17 protein-coding genes, 1 tRNA gene and 1 riboswitch are annotated in these 16,236 nt (G+C 42.7%); of the genes, 14 read left to right on the top strand and 4 right to left on the bottom strand.

What is annotated here, in order from left to right; all coding sequences use genetic code 11:
- Window positions 1–2: 2 nt before the first annotated feature.
- From N480_RS11310 to N480_RS11330, 5 genes are all read left to right on the top strand, one after another.
- Entirely contained in the window at window positions 3–1,001 is a 999-nt protein-coding gene (locus tag N480_RS11310) for an AraC family transcriptional regulator (protein ID WP_063372616.1), read from the top strand.
- Between the two features lie 121 nt (window positions 1,002–1,122).
- Complete coding sequence (locus tag N480_RS11315; RefSeq protein WP_063372617.1) at window positions 1,123–2,139, top strand: serine hydrolase domain-containing protein; 1,017 nt, start codon at window positions 1,123–1,125, stop codon at window positions 2,137–2,139.
- Window positions 2,140–2,267: 128 nt separating this feature from the next.
- A riboswitch (cobalamin riboswitch) is annotated at window positions 2,268–2,452 on the top strand.
- Between the two features lie 97 nt (window positions 2,453–2,549).
- Window positions 2,550–3,176: a hypothetical protein gene (locus N480_RS11320; RefSeq protein ID WP_081231837.1), complete on the top strand. Its 627-nt coding sequence runs from the start codon at window positions 2,550–2,552 to the stop codon at window positions 3,174–3,176.
- The gene (locus tag N480_RS11325; RefSeq protein ID WP_231102255.1) at window positions 3,157–4,521 is read left to right on the top strand and encodes a cobyrinate a,c-diamide synthase; all 1,365 of its coding nucleotides are present in this window, start codon (window positions 3,157–3,159) and stop codon (window positions 4,519–4,521) included. Before N480_RS11320 ends, N480_RS11325 begins: the two co-directional genes overlap by 20 nt.
- Window positions 4,505–5,362: a cobalamin-binding protein gene (locus tag N480_RS11330; RefSeq protein WP_081231838.1), complete on the top strand. Its 858-nt coding sequence runs from the start codon at window positions 4,505–4,507 to the stop codon at window positions 5,360–5,362. The genes N480_RS11325 and N480_RS11330 overlap by 17 nt, the downstream gene beginning before the upstream one ends.
- A 65-nt stretch (window positions 5,363–5,427) precedes the next feature.
- Here N480_RS11330 and N480_RS11335 read toward each other — a convergent pair whose 3' ends face one another.
- Entirely contained in the window at window positions 5,428–5,640 is a 213-nt protein-coding gene (locus tag N480_RS11335) for a hypothetical protein (RefSeq protein ID WP_063372619.1), read from the bottom strand.
- A 25-nt stretch (window positions 5,641–5,665) separates the two neighbouring features.
- Window positions 5,666–6,352: a pirin family protein gene (locus N480_RS11340; RefSeq protein WP_063372620.1), complete on the bottom strand. Its 687-nt coding sequence runs from the start codon at window positions 6,350–6,352 to the stop codon at window positions 5,666–5,668.
- Between the two features lie 122 nt (window positions 6,353–6,474).
- Between N480_RS11340 and N480_RS11345 the strand changes: the two genes are divergently transcribed.
- From N480_RS11345 to N480_RS11370, 6 genes are all read left to right on the top strand, one after another.
- Window positions 6,475–7,380 (top strand): LysR family transcriptional regulator, encoded by a 906-nt coding sequence (locus N480_RS11345; RefSeq protein WP_063372621.1) that lies wholly within the window; start codon window positions 6,475–6,477, stop codon window positions 7,378–7,380.
- Window positions 7,381–7,454: 74 nt separating this feature from the next.
- On the top strand, window positions 7,455–7,868 hold the full coding sequence (locus tag N480_RS11350; protein ID WP_063372622.1) for a VOC family protein: 414 nt from the start codon (window positions 7,455–7,457) through the stop codon (window positions 7,866–7,868).
- Window positions 7,869–7,997: 129 nt separating this feature from the next.
- On the top strand, window positions 7,998–8,603 hold the full coding sequence (locus N480_RS11355) for a glutathione S-transferase family protein (RefSeq protein WP_063372623.1): 606 nt from the start codon (window positions 7,998–8,000) through the stop codon (window positions 8,601–8,603).
- Window positions 8,604–9,118: 515 nt separating this feature from the next.
- A complete protein-coding gene (locus tag N480_RS11360; RefSeq protein ID WP_063372624.1) occupies window positions 9,119–9,865 on the top strand; it encodes a hypothetical protein in 747 nt (248 codons plus the stop codon).
- A gap of 175 nt (window positions 9,866–10,040) precedes the next feature.
- Window positions 10,041–11,417 carry a winged helix-turn-helix domain-containing protein gene (locus N480_RS11365; protein WP_063372625.1) on the top strand — a complete coding sequence of 459 codons (1,377 nt, stop codon included), beginning with the start codon at window positions 10,041–10,043 and terminating at the stop codon, window positions 11,415–11,417.
- A 92-nt stretch (window positions 11,418–11,509) separates the two neighbouring features.
- Window positions 11,510–12,664 carry a PQQ-binding-like beta-propeller repeat protein gene (locus N480_RS11370; RefSeq protein WP_063372626.1) on the top strand — a complete coding sequence of 385 codons (1,155 nt, stop codon included), beginning with the start codon at window positions 11,510–11,512 and terminating at the stop codon, window positions 12,662–12,664.
- Between the two features lie 256 nt (window positions 12,665–12,920).
- Here N480_RS11370 and N480_RS11375 read toward each other — a convergent pair whose 3' ends face one another.
- Window positions 12,921–13,304 carry a hypothetical protein gene (locus tag N480_RS11375; RefSeq protein ID WP_063372627.1) on the bottom strand — a complete coding sequence of 128 codons (384 nt, stop codon included), beginning with the start codon at window positions 13,302–13,304 and terminating at the stop codon, window positions 12,921–12,923.
- Between the two features lie 394 nt (window positions 13,305–13,698).
- Between N480_RS11375 and N480_RS11380 the strand changes: the two genes are divergently transcribed.
- Window positions 13,699–14,436 (top strand): substrate-binding periplasmic protein, encoded by a 738-nt coding sequence (locus tag N480_RS11380; RefSeq protein WP_196761486.1) that lies wholly within the window; start codon window positions 13,699–13,701, stop codon window positions 14,434–14,436.
- A gap of 2 nt (window positions 14,437–14,438) precedes the next feature.
- Here the strand turns inward: N480_RS11380 and N480_RS11385 are convergent, their stop codons facing one another.
- Window positions 14,439–15,338, bottom strand: coding sequence for a LysR family transcriptional regulator (locus tag N480_RS11385; protein WP_063372628.1), 900 nt, complete (start codon window positions 15,336–15,338; stop codon window positions 14,439–14,441).
- Window positions 15,339–15,457: 119 nt separating this feature from the next.
- Here N480_RS11385 and N480_RS11390 point away from each other — a divergent pair, with 119 nt between their 5' ends.
- Window positions 15,458–15,985, top strand: a complete 528-nt coding sequence (locus N480_RS11390; RefSeq protein WP_063372629.1) for an NADPH-dependent FMN reductase — start codon at window positions 15,458–15,460, stop codon at window positions 15,983–15,985.
- 159 nt (window positions 15,986–16,144) lie between these two features.
- Window positions 16,145–16,220, top strand: a tRNA-Ala gene (locus N480_RS11395).
- Window positions 16,221–16,236 lie beyond the last annotated feature (16 nt).

The following is a 16,236-nucleotide window of genomic DNA, read 5'->3' on the forward strand; positions in this document are numbered from 1 at the left end:
ATATGAAAATATCCAGCAAATTTAGTATTTATGCCAATTGTAAAATCTTACTCAAAGATATGGATATTGATGTGCAAGCGGTTGTGGCATATTCCAAATTACCAGCGGACATCTTAAATCGTGAAATAGCCTATTTGACCCCACAGGAATACTTTGCGTGGTGGGCTGCCATTGAGCAAGTGGCGGAAGGGCGCGATGTACCGCTGCTGGTTGCAGAGCATTTGTCTGTCGAGGTATTTGATGCCCCGCTCTTTGCGGCGATGTGTAGTCCGCATTTGCTTACCGCACTGAAGCGCATTCAGCTCTATAAGCCTCTGAGAGGCCCCATGAAAATGGATTTAGACAGTGACGACAAAACCACCAAAATGTCACTGTACTGTTATGGTTTTGATGGGTTTGTGCCAAACGTGTTGGCGTTGTCTGAGATGGTGTTTTTTACCAAGCTTGCCCGAATGGCAACACGTCACCATGTAGTGCCGGTTAAGGTTACTTTGCCTGAACTGCCTACAAATATGGCTGCTTATGAAGCATTTTTTGGTTGCAAACCTGTTTTAGGCAATGAGTTGTCGATCACATTCAAAAATGAAGATGTTCAGCGACCATTTCTAACCGCTAATTCCAGTATGTGGAGCTACTTTGAAGAAGGGCTCAAAAAGAAGTTGGCTGATCTCTCTGGTACAGCGACCACTGTCGAGCGGGTGCGTGCTGTGTTGGTTGAGTCGCTGCCTGCGGGTGAAAGTGCGATTGATGTGGTTGCCTCCAAGCTCTCAATGAGCAAGCGGACCTTGCAACGCAAACTATCGGATGAGCAAACCAGTTATCATGAAGTACTACAACAAGTACGCTCTCAACTGGCTGAGCACTACTTGTCTAAATCTCATGTGACTTTAGGCGAAATTGCCTTTTTGTTAGGGTATCAAGAATCTAACTCGTTTATTAGAGCTTTCACTGGGTGGCATGGCGTATCACCCGGCAGCTATCGAGAGCAATTAGCAAGTTGAAGACAAACTATGCCATATTGGTTTGAATGATTTCATTCTAAACATTTGGTTACGTTATACATTTTGTTGTTTGTATAAGAGTGTGCTGCAATGGTTTTGAATCCAAGCGATAGGGGAAGCTATGCCATTCACGGACCAAGAAATCAGCGCTATTAATAAGGTTGTCACCAGTTTTGCGCCTAACACAGAGTTGGCGGTAGCCAAATTTTTTGAGGGTGAACATCAGTACTTTGGCACAAGGTGTGGTGTGCAAGGTGCTGAACCCGTGGAAAATCATTGTTCCGTATTTGAAATTGGGTCTTTAACCAAATTGATGACAAGTGCGGCATTGGCACAAATGGTCTGTGAGGGAAAAATCATACTGGATGACGCCATTAATAGTCAGTTAGATATTCAGATCCGTGACAATCAATTTATTTCCTATGCAGCGCTGGCAACCCACACCTCAGGTTTACCTCGTTTACCGCCGGGTTTATTGTGGCAAGCGTTGTTTAAGCGCAAGCACAACCCGTATGAAGCCTATCTGCGTGACGATTTAATGCATCATTTAGCATATACAATTAGGCTTGGTTCGCAAAATAAAGTGCACTACTCCAATCTTGGTGCTGGTTTGCTAGGCCATGTTTTATCTGAGTTGGAGGGCTGTGATTATTCAGAGTTACTGCAAAGTCGTCTCTTTAAACCTCTTAATATGCGTTATTCGTTCATAAATTGGCGAGATGTTGCCGGCGAACTGGTGATCGGCATTGGTAAAAATGGCGAATCAACAAATAACTGGGATCTGGGAGTTTTGCAAGGCGCAGGCGCTGTGCTTTCATGTGTTAAAGACTTAGTGCAGTTTGCCAAAGTCCAATTTGCTCAAACCGAACCTTGGGTTGAATTGCAACAGCAAATTCAAGTTGAAAAAGGGTTTGAGAAAGTCGCGCTAGGTTGGTTTGTACTTGGCAGTAAATCAAAAGGCGACCTGCTTTACTTTCATGATGGCGGCACAGGAGGTTACAGCTCCGTTATGTTGCTGGATATGGAGTCGCAATCGGGGTATATCATTTTATCCAATATTTCTGGGTTACATAAACTTAAAGGCCAAAAGGTGACAAAGTTGGGCTTTGAACTTATGCGAACGTTCAAAGGGTTTTAGAGAATATGCAATTTTAAACCGTCAATCTGAGTTTGTTATAACGATACTTTTTAAGCCCTGATGCACTTATCCAGAAACGTAAACAACAGGTCAGGCTTGTGCTACGTCCCTATTTTAATTTAAATTGTTGGTTTAAACCTTATTTGGGTGATTGCGCGTTGTAAAGCGGCGCAATTTAAACGGGAAACCAGTGTGATTCTGGTGCTGCCCCCGCAACGGTAACTGTGAGCGGTATATCCACTGTGAAAACGGGAAGGCTATGCCAGAGCTTTGATCAGGAGTCCGGAGACCGGCCTGAATAACTCGAATACTGCGGTGGGCGGTGAGTTCCGAGATGTTCATGCCTACATGTCGTGGCGTTATGGCGCTTGGGGTCCCCCATCCGTTGAAACTATTTCACGGATTAAATCATGTCGAAATTTATATCAATACTAACTTCTCGGTTGGCGGGTTCTCGCCTACTTACTGTAGGGGTGTTTGCATTGCTCGCACTTTTGATGATTGCAACACGCCCATACCACTTTGCCTCGGTACTCACCCTTCCCAGCGCTAGCTTAGCAGTGTTCTTTATTTGCGGGTTACTGCGCAGCTCTCACCGTATGTTTGCGGCATTTTTTGTTTTGAGTGTCCTGATTGATTTAGCAAGTAGTTACGCAAGGGGCGCCTTTGGGGATTGCATTACGCCATCTTACCCATTTTTGGTAGTGGGTTATTACGTCATGTGGTGGGCAGGCTTGAAGAGCTTTAATTTAACCCAAGCGATGACAGTAACGGATTGGACACGTCAATATGCACAGTCCTTGTTGATGTTATGGCTTGCATCATCGATTGCATTTTTAACTTCCAATGGCAGTTATTATTGGCTGTCGGGTAAGTTCGCTGAGTTGTCTGTAGCGCAATATGCTGAAAGGGTTGTCCAGTACTACGTGCCTTATGTACAAAGCCCGTTTGTATACGTAATTTTCGCTATGATGACTGCAACGGGTTGTTATTACCTATTGCCAACATGGCAGCGCCGTGAGCAAAGTGATGAGTAATGCTAGCAGCTGCCCTGCATTGATGGTGACGGCACCTAATTCAGGCTCGGGTAAAACTACGGTGACAGCTGCGATTGCTCGTTACTTTGTTCGCCAAGGTAAAGTAGTGCAGGTTTTTAAAGTTGGACCAGATTTCATTGATCCGATGATTTTAGAGGTTGCCTCTGAGCGGCCTGTGCATCAGTTAGATCTATGGATGGTGGGTAAAAAGCAGTGCCAACAAATGCTTTTTGAAGCTGCAAGTACTGTCGATCTGATCTTAATAGAAGGGGTAATGGGGTTGTTTGATGGTAGCCCCAATAGTGCTGATTTAAGCAAAGAATTCGGTTTACCTATTCTTGCTGTGATAGATGGTAGCGCCATGGCACAAACTTTTGGCGCATTGGTTCATGGCATGGTGAACTATAGCTCTGAGTTGTCTTTTTATGGGGTAATAGCAAACAAAATAGCGGGAGATTATCACGCCAACTTAGTACTCGAAAGTATCCAAGAGTGCGCATTAAAAACCCACTTTTTCACCAGAGATACGGCGCAGAGTCTGCCTGAACGACATCTGGGGCTGATGCAACCTAGTGAGCTGATAGATATCACCGAGCGATTAGATCTCGCTGCAAACCAAGTTGCGCAGAGTGCGTTTGCAGTCATGCCACCAGCAGTGACGTTTTATGAGCCAGAGCGGACTTCACCTGAAAAGGATGAAACTGCAAATTTACTGCTCAACAAGCGAATTATCATTGCGAAAGACGCGGCTTTTGGCTTTTTGTATCATGCAAATATCAAAATGCTCACTCAGGCAGGTGCAAAAATTGTTTATACCTCGCCGCTGTGTGATAAGGAGTTGCCAGAAGGAGATGCGTTGTACTTGCCTGGCGGCTACCCAGAGGTGTATGCCAAGCAACTGAGTGAAAACAAAGACTATATTGCGTCTGTTAAACGGTTCGCAAACTCGGGAAAACCGGTGCTAGCCGAGTGTGGCGGCATGTTGTATTTGTTGGGTGACCTTGAAGCTGAAAACACCAACTTTAGTCTGTGCGGCGTACTTAATGGCACGGCCAAGATGAATACGCGTCTTAGCGCTGTGGGGCAGCAAGGGGTAACCATCACGGCAAACAGAGCGCGTTTTTCGCTGCGCGGTCATAGCTTCCACTATTCCAGTGCTGATATCGCCCACACGCCAATCGCTCAAAGTTTATACCATCCTCATCAGCATAAAGGCGAGCATGTTTATCATAGCGGCTCCGTCTTGGCTTCATACATGCACTGGTATTTTGATAGTTGTCCGTCATTCTTTATTCACTTTTTCAATCAAACTTTACAGTTGGAACATCATGACCAAGCCCAGTAACCCAAATGCTCACACAGAGCCGTTAAATGACTTTACACAGTCCAAATGGCCAACGCGGATTATTTGCCTAACCGAAGAAACTACCGAAGCTTTGTATTTAATGGGGGAAGATGCGCGCATTGTTGGGGTGTCGGCTTACGCTATGCGGCCTGAGCGTGTTAAAAAAGAAAAGCCTAAGGTATCGGCGTTTGTTGACGCTCGTATAGAGAAGATCCTCGATTTAAAACCCGATCTGGTATTGGCATTTTCCGACATTCAAGGAGATATTGTCCGTGATCTGGTAAAACAAGGCGTCGATGTGCATTGCTTCAATCACCGCAGTATAGCGGGGATCATGCAAATGATCCGCACCCTATCTGCACTGATAGGTGAACCGCAAAAAGGCGAAAAACTCGTTGCCCAATTGAATGAATCCCTGATGCACATACACAGCGGTGCCGCTGAACTAAAGGTGAAACCTCGAGTGTACTTTGAAGAGTGGTTTGATCCTTTAATTACTGGGATCACATGGGTGAGTGAGCTGGTCGAGCTTGCTGGCGGCATAGACTGCTATAAAGAGTTTGCCTGCGAATCTTTGGCCAAAAACCGTATCATCGCAAATACAGATGAGGTGATAGATAAGCAGCCGGATATCATTATTGCTTCTTGGTGTGGTCGACGTTTTAACAAAGAGAAGCTGGTGAGCCGCGCTGGCTGGAATAAAATTCCGGCAATCATAAATGATGATGTATATGAGATTAACTCTACCGATATTCTTCAGCCTGGGCCTGCGGCGCTCACCGATGGCGTGAGAGCTATTCATGAAATCATTGCAAACTGGGCTCAAAAACAAGCTCAGTGAATCTATACTGGCTGTACTGTTGTAAGCGCAAACCACCCGCAACATGGGTGGTTTACTTCGCTGTATCACTTCGTAATCCTCGTAAGTATTTTGATGGCGAAGGGGATGACAAGATACGAAATGACCGGCACTATCAGCGCCAACACAACCGCAACATGTACCAATTTATTTTTGCCAGTAAAAGGCGCAACCAAATCAGGTATAAAGTACACCAGTGGCAGTAAAGCAAAGTAGTTTATGGCTGCCATGATATGTGCATTAGGTGCTGATCTATTCATTGTACTTTTCTCCTATACCACTGTATTAAACGTGAGAGATAACGAGTAACTGTAAATGTGTGCTGGCGACCACTTTTTGCTGCTTATTTCTGAATAAGTCGCCCTCAGTAATAGTCACTGCATTACTGTCGTGATGAAGCTGCGCATCGCCTGCAATGACATAAACTAAAGCCTCATGCTCTAGCGCAATATGCTCATCAGTATCTAGATGCACTATATCCATGGTCGTTTTACTGGCAAAAGTGTCTGATTGCGCTCGGCTGCCACCATAAATACGTGTTGCCCCCTTGGGTTTTGGTGTGTATGACTTATACCCTGCTGGTTCACCTGCAACTTCTGGCAATGCCCAAACTTGCAACATACGGTTTGGTTGATCGTCTGGGTTAATTTCATTGTGACTAAAACCTTCTCCACCAGCGCGCTGAACTTGTACATCGCCTGCGATAAGATCTTTACCATGCTCTAAAGAGCCCTCATGACTCACTCTGCCTTCAAGTACAATAGAAATTACATCGATTTCGCTATGTGGGTGCATACCAGATTCACCTTTGGGTAAGTAGCGCGCGTCAGCCAGATACACCATGTTGCCGATGCCTTCAAAGGTCTCTGGTTTTTTGCGTCCTGCAAAGACACGGCTGTCGGTGACGAGCCTATGTTCTGTAATACCTGCAAAGCCGCCCATTTTCAGTGTGTCTCTCGAAAGTATGTTCATGTTTAATTCCTCAAATTTGCTCAATGTTTTACTTGATGGAATCAGTCTAAGAAAAGCTTGTTGTTTTATATATACCTATAAATTAGAATTTCTTTTCCATTTTCAACAACAATTGGTGCGCTATGCAAAAGCATGATGTGAATACCATGCTGTTATTTTTGGCGGTGGTGGAAGCGGGCAGCTTTACTCTGGCTGCGGAGCGGCTCAACATGCCGAAAGCGAACTTGAGCCGTAAAATCTCTCAGCTGGAGGCTTCTCTTGGGATCACACTGCTTGAAAGGACCACGCGTTCGCAGCATTTAACTGAAGCTGGTCACACATATTTGGCACATTGCAAAGAGATAAAATCGCAAGTGGAATTGGCGAATGCCGCGGTTGCAAAGGCATTGAATAGCGTATCTGGTGAGCTAAAAGTTGGCGTTTCAGTTGGTATGGGCCATGAGATTTTAAAACCTGTGCTTGGCGAGTTTATGCATGAGTACCCGCAAATCAGTTTATCACTAAATTTGCTAAATCGGCGTGTAGATGTCATTGAAGAAGGCTTCGATTTGGTGATCCGAATTGGTGAGCTTGAAGACTCTCGACTAGTTGCGAAGCGATTGGGCAAGGTCACTAGACACTTATACGCGAGCCCCAAATACGTTGAGAGACATCCGTCCGTTACTGAGCCTAGGGATATCTCGCAGCTAGATGTACTGTTGATGAGTAGTATTCAAAAGGCCGAATTTATGACGCTTAGAAACGGTGATTTAGCGTGTGAAATCGCTTTTCAGCCAAGAATGCGCGTAGATGATTACTTAGTGCTTAAGCAAATGGTCATTGAAGGTATTGGCATCGCGATGCTACCAGACTACATGTGCCAGCAGGCACTTCATCAAGGTGCACTGACTAGCGTGCTGGCTGACTGGCAATTACCTGAGGTTGAAGTGTACGCACTTTACCCCAAAAACCGCTTGAACATTCCTAAGGTGCGTGCGTTTATCTGTTTTATTCAAACGATCTTTACCGAGCGATTAGATTTAGTTTAATCACTAAAATAATGCTTTACCTCAAGTTAAGTTGAGCTTTTAAAGTGCAACTCAATTTATAGAAGGAGCAGATTATGTACTTAGAGCATGTCAACTTAGTGGTAAAAAACATCGACGCGTCACTCCAATTTTATCGCGCTGCATTTCCGCATTGGAAAGTAAGAAGCGAAGGCCATAGTGAGTGGTATGGTAAACCAAGGCACTGGTTGCATTTTGGCGATGACTATCATTATTTAGCGTTTAGCGATCATGGTGAAGGTGAAAACAGAGTTTTGTCAGGCCATCAGGTGGGCTTTGGACACTTTGCTTATGTGGTGAATTGTATTGATAGTGTGATTAACCGGTTATCTGAGGCGGGTTTCAAGGTAGATAAAGATGGCCAAGCACACCCGCACAGAAAAAATGTTTACTTTATAGACCCTGATGGCTTTGAAGTTGAGTTTGTAGAGTATATGAGTGATTTGCCTACTCAACGTAATAGTGATTAAGTGTGCTTTTGAATATTCAAAAATACTTAATTTACTCAAATTGAGGAGTATGAAAAACTAACCGTACTGCTGAGTGCGTGTGGTGCAGTCAGCAAATATGTTTAACAACAGGAAAAGGATCCTTTTGGTATGTCAGACATTACACTCTATAGTTTTACACTTTCTGGTAACAGCCACAAAATCAGACATTTTTTGTCTATTCTAGGTTTGGATTACGAGTCAAAGCTGCTAGATGTGCACCAAAAAGAACATAAATCGACAGAATTTATGGCACTAAACCCACTTGGCCAAGTCCCTGTGCTCATCGATAACGATGTGGTGATCTGTGACTCAAATGCGATTTTAGTTTATCTCGCTGAACAATATGATAAGACGGGCCGTTGGTACCCCACAGGGGCAAAATTAAGAGCCGAGATACAAAAGTTTTTATCTATGTCTGCTGGGGAAGTATTGAATGGGCCCAACCTTTATCGCGGTATTAAGCGTATAGGTAAACCAGGAGATCTTGAGTCGACGTATGACAGGACCATTAACTTTTTTACATATCTAAATAACTTCCTCAGTGACAAGCGCTATTTAGCCTCAGAAGAACCGACAATTGCTGATATTGCGCTCTACACCTACCCTAAGCTTGCCGTAAAAGCGGGTGTTAGCTTAAGCGATTTTCCATTTATCTCTGCGTGGTTCGAGCGAATTGAGTCGGGTAAGTACTTCGTTGCAGAGCCTGAAAAGTAATTTTACTATTTTAGCAGGGTACATTTAGCAGGGTACAAATGTTGTGCTCTGCTCAGTAAACGTCGGTTTGTTTGCTGCATTTGGTCACGCTCTATTGCAAAACCTCGCTGATTAACACCACTTTCTTAAGTCTAAAACATTCAATTTTTTACTTTTTTATAAATGAGAATTACAGACTGAAAATATAACTATTTATTTCAATTGGTTATGGTTATTTGCAGAGTTAGTTATGAATTGAAGCCTGCAAAAATAAATAAGTAAAATTAATTGACTTATTACTTTTTGTCGTCATTATTGAAAAGCACACAGCAAATTAGAATGGCACCTTACCCATGCTGTGAAGTGCAAAATTGGTCAATCGAAATCGCTTTATTTAATGGCTTTAGTGATTGTTTTGACTCGTAGTTATAGGTTTTGGATACCCCAATTAGCGCGGTTGGTATGAAACGCTGCGCTTATAATAATTAGTAAAAATAATTGACTTATAAGATCGTGTATTTTCAAAGGAGATAGTAATGAAATTGGTCTATATCATGGCTGCAAGTATGTTAACTGTTGGAAATGCTTATGCATTAGAATCTATTTATGACGCGGATAGTAGCGCTGGTAGAACAACACAATTCAATTATGGCCCTGTTAGCTCTGTGAGTGTACAGACAAGCTCGTCACATTATTTAGCGGCCTATGTCACAACACGTAATCAGGCGACTTGCACTTCAGCGGCTCTGTACGATGAGGCGGGTACCAATTTAGTTTCTCAATTACAGATCTCAGATAACAAAGCGGTGTTTGGCTCGATAGATATGGGTTATGAAACGCTGCCTAAGGTTTTAAAGCTAACATGTTACGACAATAATCACAGTTACCTTGTGCATCATAAAGTTCCTGCCGCACCCAGCATCAATTATGATAGAACTCTAGACGTAGCTAATTGGGTTTCAGCGGGCGATCGGACACCGGGGTATTATGCTGATGTCACGTTATCGCCTCAGTTGGCAATCAACACTTTTGTTGCAGACGGCCTTTGCAATATCGTTGAGTTCAATGCGGTAGGGCCAAAATTGTTTAATGGCGAGTCTCAAGTAAATAATATCCATAGTGATTTTTACAGCCATCGCGCAAATACGGGTTATGACGCATATAGTTCTACGCTAGTGTATGGCATTAAATGCAGTAATGCGGGTGGCACAACCTTATTAGTGGATGAGTGGCGTGTGACCGAATCAAATCAATCGGGTCAAATAAGTACCTCTTACCATTAATCCCTTTTCTCAGGTGGCTAATTCGCCACCTTTTATAAGGCAAAATGTTTCAACTTGTAATTTATGTAAACAAATTCTTAACAACCCCATTCAAGTCCATTATGCTATTGGCGATATTTCATCCTAGAAATTTTTAAATTAAATAACGATAAATCATTATTCTCAGGTAGGAATTATGCTGAAGACAACCAATAAAGGACAGTGGGTAATTAATCATCGGCAGTTAAGCCTAGAAAATGGCATAAAAGTGGTTGAGCTTGACTCAAAGCAATATGCCTTATTGGTGCTACTTTTGAAGTTTAAACATCAAGATGTGAGTAAAACTCAAATTCTCACAGAAGTATGGGGTCAACGTGTAGTCAGCGAAGATGCTATATATGTCGCCGTAAACGGGTTGCGAAAGCTCCTAGGAGATGATGCTAAATCCCCTAAATATATCAAAACTATTTCAGGGGTGGGCTATCGTTGGGTTGGACCGCCAATTGTTGAAGCGCTTCCTTCCGTACTGGATAGCTACTTATTAAAAGCAGTGTTTGGTCTGTTGGTCGTCGCATTAATATTATTTTGGCAACTGCCCAGAGCACCTGTCTCAGAGCAGATCCCCGAACATCTGGTCGAGCCATACAATCAAGCACGTTATATCATTAACAACCATCCTACAGAGTTAGATACGGCAATAGGTTTATTACAAAACGTAAGCGTCGATAGCCCAGATTTGATTGAGCCCTTGTATTGGCTTGCAAAAGCACAGTTTATGCGCCTCAACCCACAAGAGAGCAATTATGCTCGTGACAAATTACAGCTAGAATCGATTTTACAGCGCATCCTAAAGGCGCAGCCGAAGCACAAGGCTGCAAATTTACTGTTTGCTAAATTGGTTTTTATGGGTGGTATGGATGTTGCGAACGCAGAGTCTTACTTCCACAAGTCTTTACCCAGTAGTGAAGGACATCATATGTACGGCCAGTATTTGCTGGCGCAAGGCAAAGTTCAAGAAGCTTTGAAACATATCAAAATATATCAGTCTCTTGACCCAAATGGCTTTTCAAGTGAGAGCGTTGCTTGGGTATATATGATGAGTTCAGAGTTTGAACAAGCACATACAGCGCTTGAGAAGCTAAGGCCCTATTCGGATAGTAATCGTTTTTACCACGTGTGTTTGAGAGCGATTTATGAGCAATTAGGTGAGCACGAGTTGGCGCTCAATGAGCTTATGTGGGTCATGAATTATGAGGGATATAGTGAGGAGGAACTCAATGCTGTACGTCATCAATTTAACGATCATGGCATGGAGGGAGTTTATCAGTGGTTGCTTTACCAAGACACGCGAAGAGCAGATGTTGGCCATTACTCAGCCCCGATGTCACTGGCGCGATATGCAGTCGCGATCGGGGATAATCAGCTGGCACTACATTATTTGGAGCAGTCCCGCTTAGCCGGACAATATGCCTTTATGTGGGTAGGCGCAGACCCCCATTTCTCATCGTTAAAAAAAGACAAGCGGTTTAATGAAATGATCGATAAATATATTTTAAAATCAAATAAATCATAAGTTTAATGATTTTTAAGATTGTTTTAGAATTGATTCAGGACATATTTTGCGTTTGTGTTTAGTGTGCCTTTTATTCTAATAAGGAGCACACAATGCAACGACAAACATCTTTACATTTTCACCTCATGGCAGCTTTTTTATTTGTCATGTCCTTTCAACTCATTGCCAAAAGTGGCGACTACTTATACAGCTTTCAAACTGGCAGTGAGAATTGGGGTGGTGTATCCCTCAGGGGCCATCTTGCATATTTTGGTAGTGATAATGGTAAGTTATACTCGCTTGATATCGACAGAGCTAAACTGCGTTGGTCATTTTCGACTGGAGACAAAGTTCGTTCAAAGCCATTAATCGATCAATATCGGGTGTATTTTACCAGTGATGACGGTTGCTTGTATGCGCTCAACCGTTGGACGGGAAAGCAGATTTGGCAGGCTGATTTAAACGATGGTGACTATGTACGCGTGTTGCCAGCAAATCATGCGCCCTGGGAATTTGATTACACTAAATCAAGCCCAATATCAGATCGAAATAACGTTTATGTTGGTAGCGCTGATGGCCATTTCTATGCTTTTGTGAAACGCTCGGGAACATTGCGTTGGAAGTTTAAAGCTGATGGTAAAATCCGATCTACTGCCTCACTTTATCAAGGGCTCGTATATGTCACTACTTGGGAAGGGACTGTATACGCACTCGATAAACATACTGGTGAGGTGGTTTGGCAGTATCAGACCCAAGGTGCAATTCCATCAAGCCCCATGATTATTGGAGATGTTTTAGTCGTTGGCTCAAGAGACACATATTTATATGGTTTTGCGCCATTAAACGGAAGCATAATATGGAAAAAAGCGCTCCCCGGAGGTTCTTGGGTTGAGTCTAGCGCTGTGGCAGGCAAAGAAAACGATTACTTCTATATTGGCAGCTCAGACGCCAAGCTGTTATTCAAAATGACGACTCAAAGCGGTGAAATCCTTTGGCAAACGGCGACACCAGGTTGGAGTTGGGGTCAGCCTGTGGTCCACAAAAAACACGTATATATTGGTTCAACCGGTCATGATGAGCCAGGCTGGTATATCACAAAACGAGGCTTTTTAGCTGTTGATACTGAGTCCGGTGACATTGTTTGGGAATATCAACCGAACCAAATTTCAGGTTTTGTTCATGGCGGCGTATATGCGTCCCCGGCCGTAAGTAATCTCAAAGTTTTGGTGCCTGATCTTGACGGCTATATCCATATATTTGAAAAGTGATTTTGGTTGAAAATTCAATGCGCAATCCATAATTACCAAAGCGTGATGGGGTTATTAGGCGGTTTTCTGAGAGAATAATAATTTAAAAATTGCATTTCAAATTATGATTGCAAGCGTTCACGAGCATGTGGATTGCAATTCTTTGTGTAAGAGACTGAAATTTAACAGGAGCATCATTGATGCTCCAATTTCGGGAGAGCTTAGACACAGCTTAGTATTCTTAACCGGTGTCGATACTGACTGTGCCTAAAGGCGTTTAGTAAACAGTCATGTAGTTCACTGTTACATTGCCCTCTCGGTAAACGCCATGTTCTTGATTAAAGTTTACGTCAATTTTCACTGTCGCATAGTCCGTTTGTAGTGAGAAGTTACCACCACTTGGCGTTGAGTAAGTGCATTCTGCTTGTGCATAAAGATATTCAGCTTGCATTGGAGTCACAAAGTAATAAATCACCTGCTGATTGCAGCTATGGAATCGATAGCCTACATCTTTTAAATGCGCCTTAATAGACTGATACTTACGACCATATTCCAACACTTCTTGAACACTTGCGTAACCGTCTTGAGAAGGCAGCTCTTGAGCTGAAACGTTAGCAATGGCAGCAGTAGCAATCAGTGAGAATAATACGCCAGTTTTCATAGTTTTTTCCTTTTCTGAAGAATGAGAGCCTAGTTGGCTCGATTAATAAAATTTTTTGTGCGATTGCGTCCTCATCGTGCTATTTCCTTCACAAGTTCGGACTGCGTGACATTTGTCTCGCGTTGCACACTATTATTAAACGAGTTAATGAATATAATATTTATGATTAAAGTCAAAAAAATGAAGAAAAAATTTAAGAATTGAAATTTATGTGTATTAAATAGTCCAAATATTCAGTTAATTGGATTAATGTTTCATTTCTTCTGTTGCGACTTTTCTTACCATTACGGTTTTGTGTTTAAACTGCGGGTTACTTGCTCAAAAAATAACGTTTTTATTTAAAAGTGTAAATTTTATGCTAAGTTGAGGAAGAAGGCGTCAAGATGAGGACATTATGCGTCATATACTTAGCTTAATCGTGATTCTATGGGGTTTTTTCGCACGAGCTGAAACCTATACAGTATTGGTGTATCACGGGGCAAACCCACCTTATAATTTTATTGCTAACAATGAGCAAAGTGGGATCTTCAAAGATCTTTTTAAGCGACTCGGTGAGTTAACCGGACATACCTTCGAGCTTGTACCTTGGTCTGTTGCCAAAGGTCAAAAGTTGTTCGACGAAGGCAAAATTGATATTGAGCCGGGCGTACACCCTAGTTGGCGATTACAAAGAGGTATACCTGGGATATATACAAATGCTTACGCCAGTTCAACTGAGGTGATATTGGGGCGACAGAGTAATGTCACTGTGACAAATCCTGCTCAGCTATACGGTAAGGTGATTGGTCGCGTTCGTGGCTATCGTTACGGTGATTTTGAACAGCACTTTGGACGAGATAAAATCCTAATATACGACAATATTTCAGAAAAAGAGCTGCTGTCACAACTACTCTATAAAAGAGTAGATTATGTCATGTTAGGCGACACGACCGCTGACTACTACAGAAGTACTGTAAATGCCTATAAAAACTTCGAAGTCGTTTATGAGATAAGTACATTACCCGTATACATCAGATTGCAACCCAGCTTGACCTTACTCCAATTGCAGCTCAATAAAGCGTTAGCACAAATGCTGCAGCACGATGAAATCTCAGCAATATATGCTCGCTACGGTGCGACGCTGAAACACTAAAGTTAATATTGTTCTAAGTGTTCACTGAGCATGTCGATAAAGTATCGTACTTTAGGAGACAGGTGCCTTCGACTAGGGTACACAACATAGACGTAAACTGGCTTTTGTAGATACTCCTCAAATAAGATCTCTAGTTCTTTGCTATTTAATGCGTCGCAGAGGTAAAACTCGGGAAGCCTAGTAATGCCTAGCCCATCAATGGCCATTGCGGCTTGCATTCGACCATTGTTGCAGTTTATACGCTTGCGCACATCGACAGTAAATGATTTGCCTTGTGGATCTGAGAACTCCCACCGTTCAGGGTTTTTTAAATTGCTATAGCAGATACAGTGATGCTTAGCGAGTTCACGCGGGTGATAAGGCCTACCGTATTGCTCAATATACTGTGGACTTGCAACGACCAGTGTTCGGCACTGATAGATACGCTTACAGATTAAACTCGATTCTTCAAGCTGGGCGGTTGCCCGAATTGCTAAATCGTAGCCATCCCCGACAACATCGACTGAGCGATCACTGATGTCCCATTCAATTGTGACATTAGGGTATTTGCGGAGGTATTGCGCAACTGCTGGGCGTAAGTAATCAAGGCTAAAAGCGACGGGACAACTTATTTTAAGTACCCCTTTGGGCTTATCATCTCTATGAGTCAGCAATTGAAGGGTTTGCTGAGCATCATTGATCAATTGCTGGCAGTGTTGAAAATAAACTTCGCCATCTGGCGTCAAAGCCAAGGTACGTGTTGTTCGATTAAGTAATCTTAAGCCCAACCTAGCTTCTAAGCGATTGATCACCTTACTGACATGAGATGGGGAGTGTCCAAGTTGTTCAGCGGCTAACGCGAAGTTATTACATTGTACGACTTTAACAAAGACCTGTATGCCTTCAAATAGATTATAACTCATATGGAAATAGTTACTTTATAATTGCCCTATTAATGTTTATTAAAACTTAATCTACACTGTTTGTCATCAAGTCGAGAGACACTAAATAGACTTAATTACCCGAACATTTGGAGAGCATCATGAAAGTACTCGCATTTGCAGCAAGCAACAGTCGTCAATCAATAAACCAGCAGTTGGTAAAATATGCTGCATCAAAAATTGAAAACGCGGAGATAGAAGTTCTAGACTTAAACGATTTTGAAATGCCTATCTACAGTTCAGATCGTGAAAGTGAAAGTGGTATTCCAGATCAAGCGCAGAGATTTTACGACAAAATAGGAGCCGCTGATGTCATTCTTATTTCGTTTGCTGAGCATAACGGATCTTATACTGCGGCGTATAAAAATATCTTTGACTGGACTTCTCGTATTGATATGAAAGTTTATCAGAACACGCCAATGCTATTGATGGCAACTTCTCCAGGCCCAGGTGGCGCACAAAGTGTACTGGGTGCGGCGGTGAATTCTGCACCATACTTCGCAGCTGATGTAAAAGCTAGCCTATCTGTTCCGAGCTTCTTTGATAATTTTGATGTTGAAGCTGCAAAGCTAACCAATGATGAGATCGAAGCTTCTTTAGAGAGCGCATTAAAGCAACTCGCTAATTAAGGTATGAGCTATGCTCCAAACCCCATAAGTGTGTAGCGATAAGGTAATGCTGAAAAGTTACCCGTTGAATTGACGAGCAGGATCGCTACCACTTGTTCTAAAAACCAGCAAAAACGACTTTACAAATCTAAAAGGTATAATAAAATCAATGTGTTTTTTGGGGCTATAGCTCAGCTGGGAGAGCGCTTGCATGGCATGCAAGAGGTCGGCGGTTCGATCCCGCCTAGCTCCACCAAACTTTTCAATGCGCA

The organism is Pseudoalteromonas luteoviolacea S2607, from assembly GCF_001625575.1.
GTDB lineage: Bacteria > Pseudomonadota > Gammaproteobacteria > Enterobacterales > Alteromonadaceae > Pseudoalteromonas > Pseudoalteromonas luteoviolacea_E.

What these genes read in the sequence shown, in the direction of transcription:
- N480_RS11310 (WP_063372616.1), top strand. Translation starts at nt 3, where the DNA reads ATGAAAATATCCAGCAAATTTAGTATTTATGCCAATTGTAAAATCTTA.
- N480_RS11315 (WP_063372617.1), top strand. Translation starts at nt 1,123, where the DNA reads ATGCCATTCACGGACCAAGAAATCAGCGCTATTAATAAGGTTGTCACC.
- N480_RS11320 (WP_081231837.1), top strand. Translation starts at nt 2,550, where the DNA reads ATGTCGAAATTTATATCAATACTAACTTCTCGGTTGGCGGGTTCTCGC.
- N480_RS11330 (WP_081231838.1), top strand. Translation starts at nt 4,505, where the DNA reads ATGACCAAGCCCAGTAACCCAAATGCTCACACAGAGCCGTTAAATGAC.
- N480_RS11335 (WP_063372619.1), bottom strand. Translation starts at nt 5,640, where the DNA reads ATGAATAGATCAGCACCTAATGCACATATCATGGCAGCCATAAACTAC.
- N480_RS11340 (WP_063372620.1), bottom strand. Translation starts at nt 6,352, where the DNA reads ATGAACATACTTTCGAGAGACACACTGAAAATGGGCGGCTTTGCAGGT.
- N480_RS11345 (WP_063372621.1), top strand. Translation starts at nt 6,475, where the DNA reads ATGCAAAAGCATGATGTGAATACCATGCTGTTATTTTTGGCGGTGGTG.
- N480_RS11350 (WP_063372622.1), top strand. Translation starts at nt 7,455, where the DNA reads ATGTACTTAGAGCATGTCAACTTAGTGGTAAAAAACATCGACGCGTCA.
- N480_RS11355 (WP_063372623.1), top strand. Translation starts at nt 7,998, where the DNA reads ATGTCAGACATTACACTCTATAGTTTTACACTTTCTGGTAACAGCCAC.
- N480_RS11360 (WP_063372624.1), top strand. Translation starts at nt 9,119, where the DNA reads ATGAAATTGGTCTATATCATGGCTGCAAGTATGTTAACTGTTGGAAAT.
- N480_RS11365 (WP_063372625.1), top strand. Translation starts at nt 10,041, where the DNA reads ATGCTGAAGACAACCAATAAAGGACAGTGGGTAATTAATCATCGGCAG.
- N480_RS11370 (WP_063372626.1), top strand. Translation starts at nt 11,510, where the DNA reads ATGCAACGACAAACATCTTTACATTTTCACCTCATGGCAGCTTTTTTA.
- N480_RS11375 (WP_063372627.1), bottom strand. Translation starts at nt 13,304, where the DNA reads ATGAAAACTGGCGTATTATTCTCACTGATTGCTACTGCTGCCATTGCT.
- N480_RS11380 (WP_196761486.1), top strand. Translation starts at nt 13,699, where the DNA reads ATGCGTCATATACTTAGCTTAATCGTGATTCTATGGGGTTTTTTCGCA.
- N480_RS11385 (WP_063372628.1), bottom strand. Translation starts at nt 15,338, where the DNA reads ATGAGTTATAATCTATTTGAAGGCATACAGGTCTTTGTTAAAGTCGTA.
- N480_RS11390 (WP_063372629.1), top strand. Translation starts at nt 15,458, where the DNA reads ATGAAAGTACTCGCATTTGCAGCAAGCAACAGTCGTCAATCAATAAAC.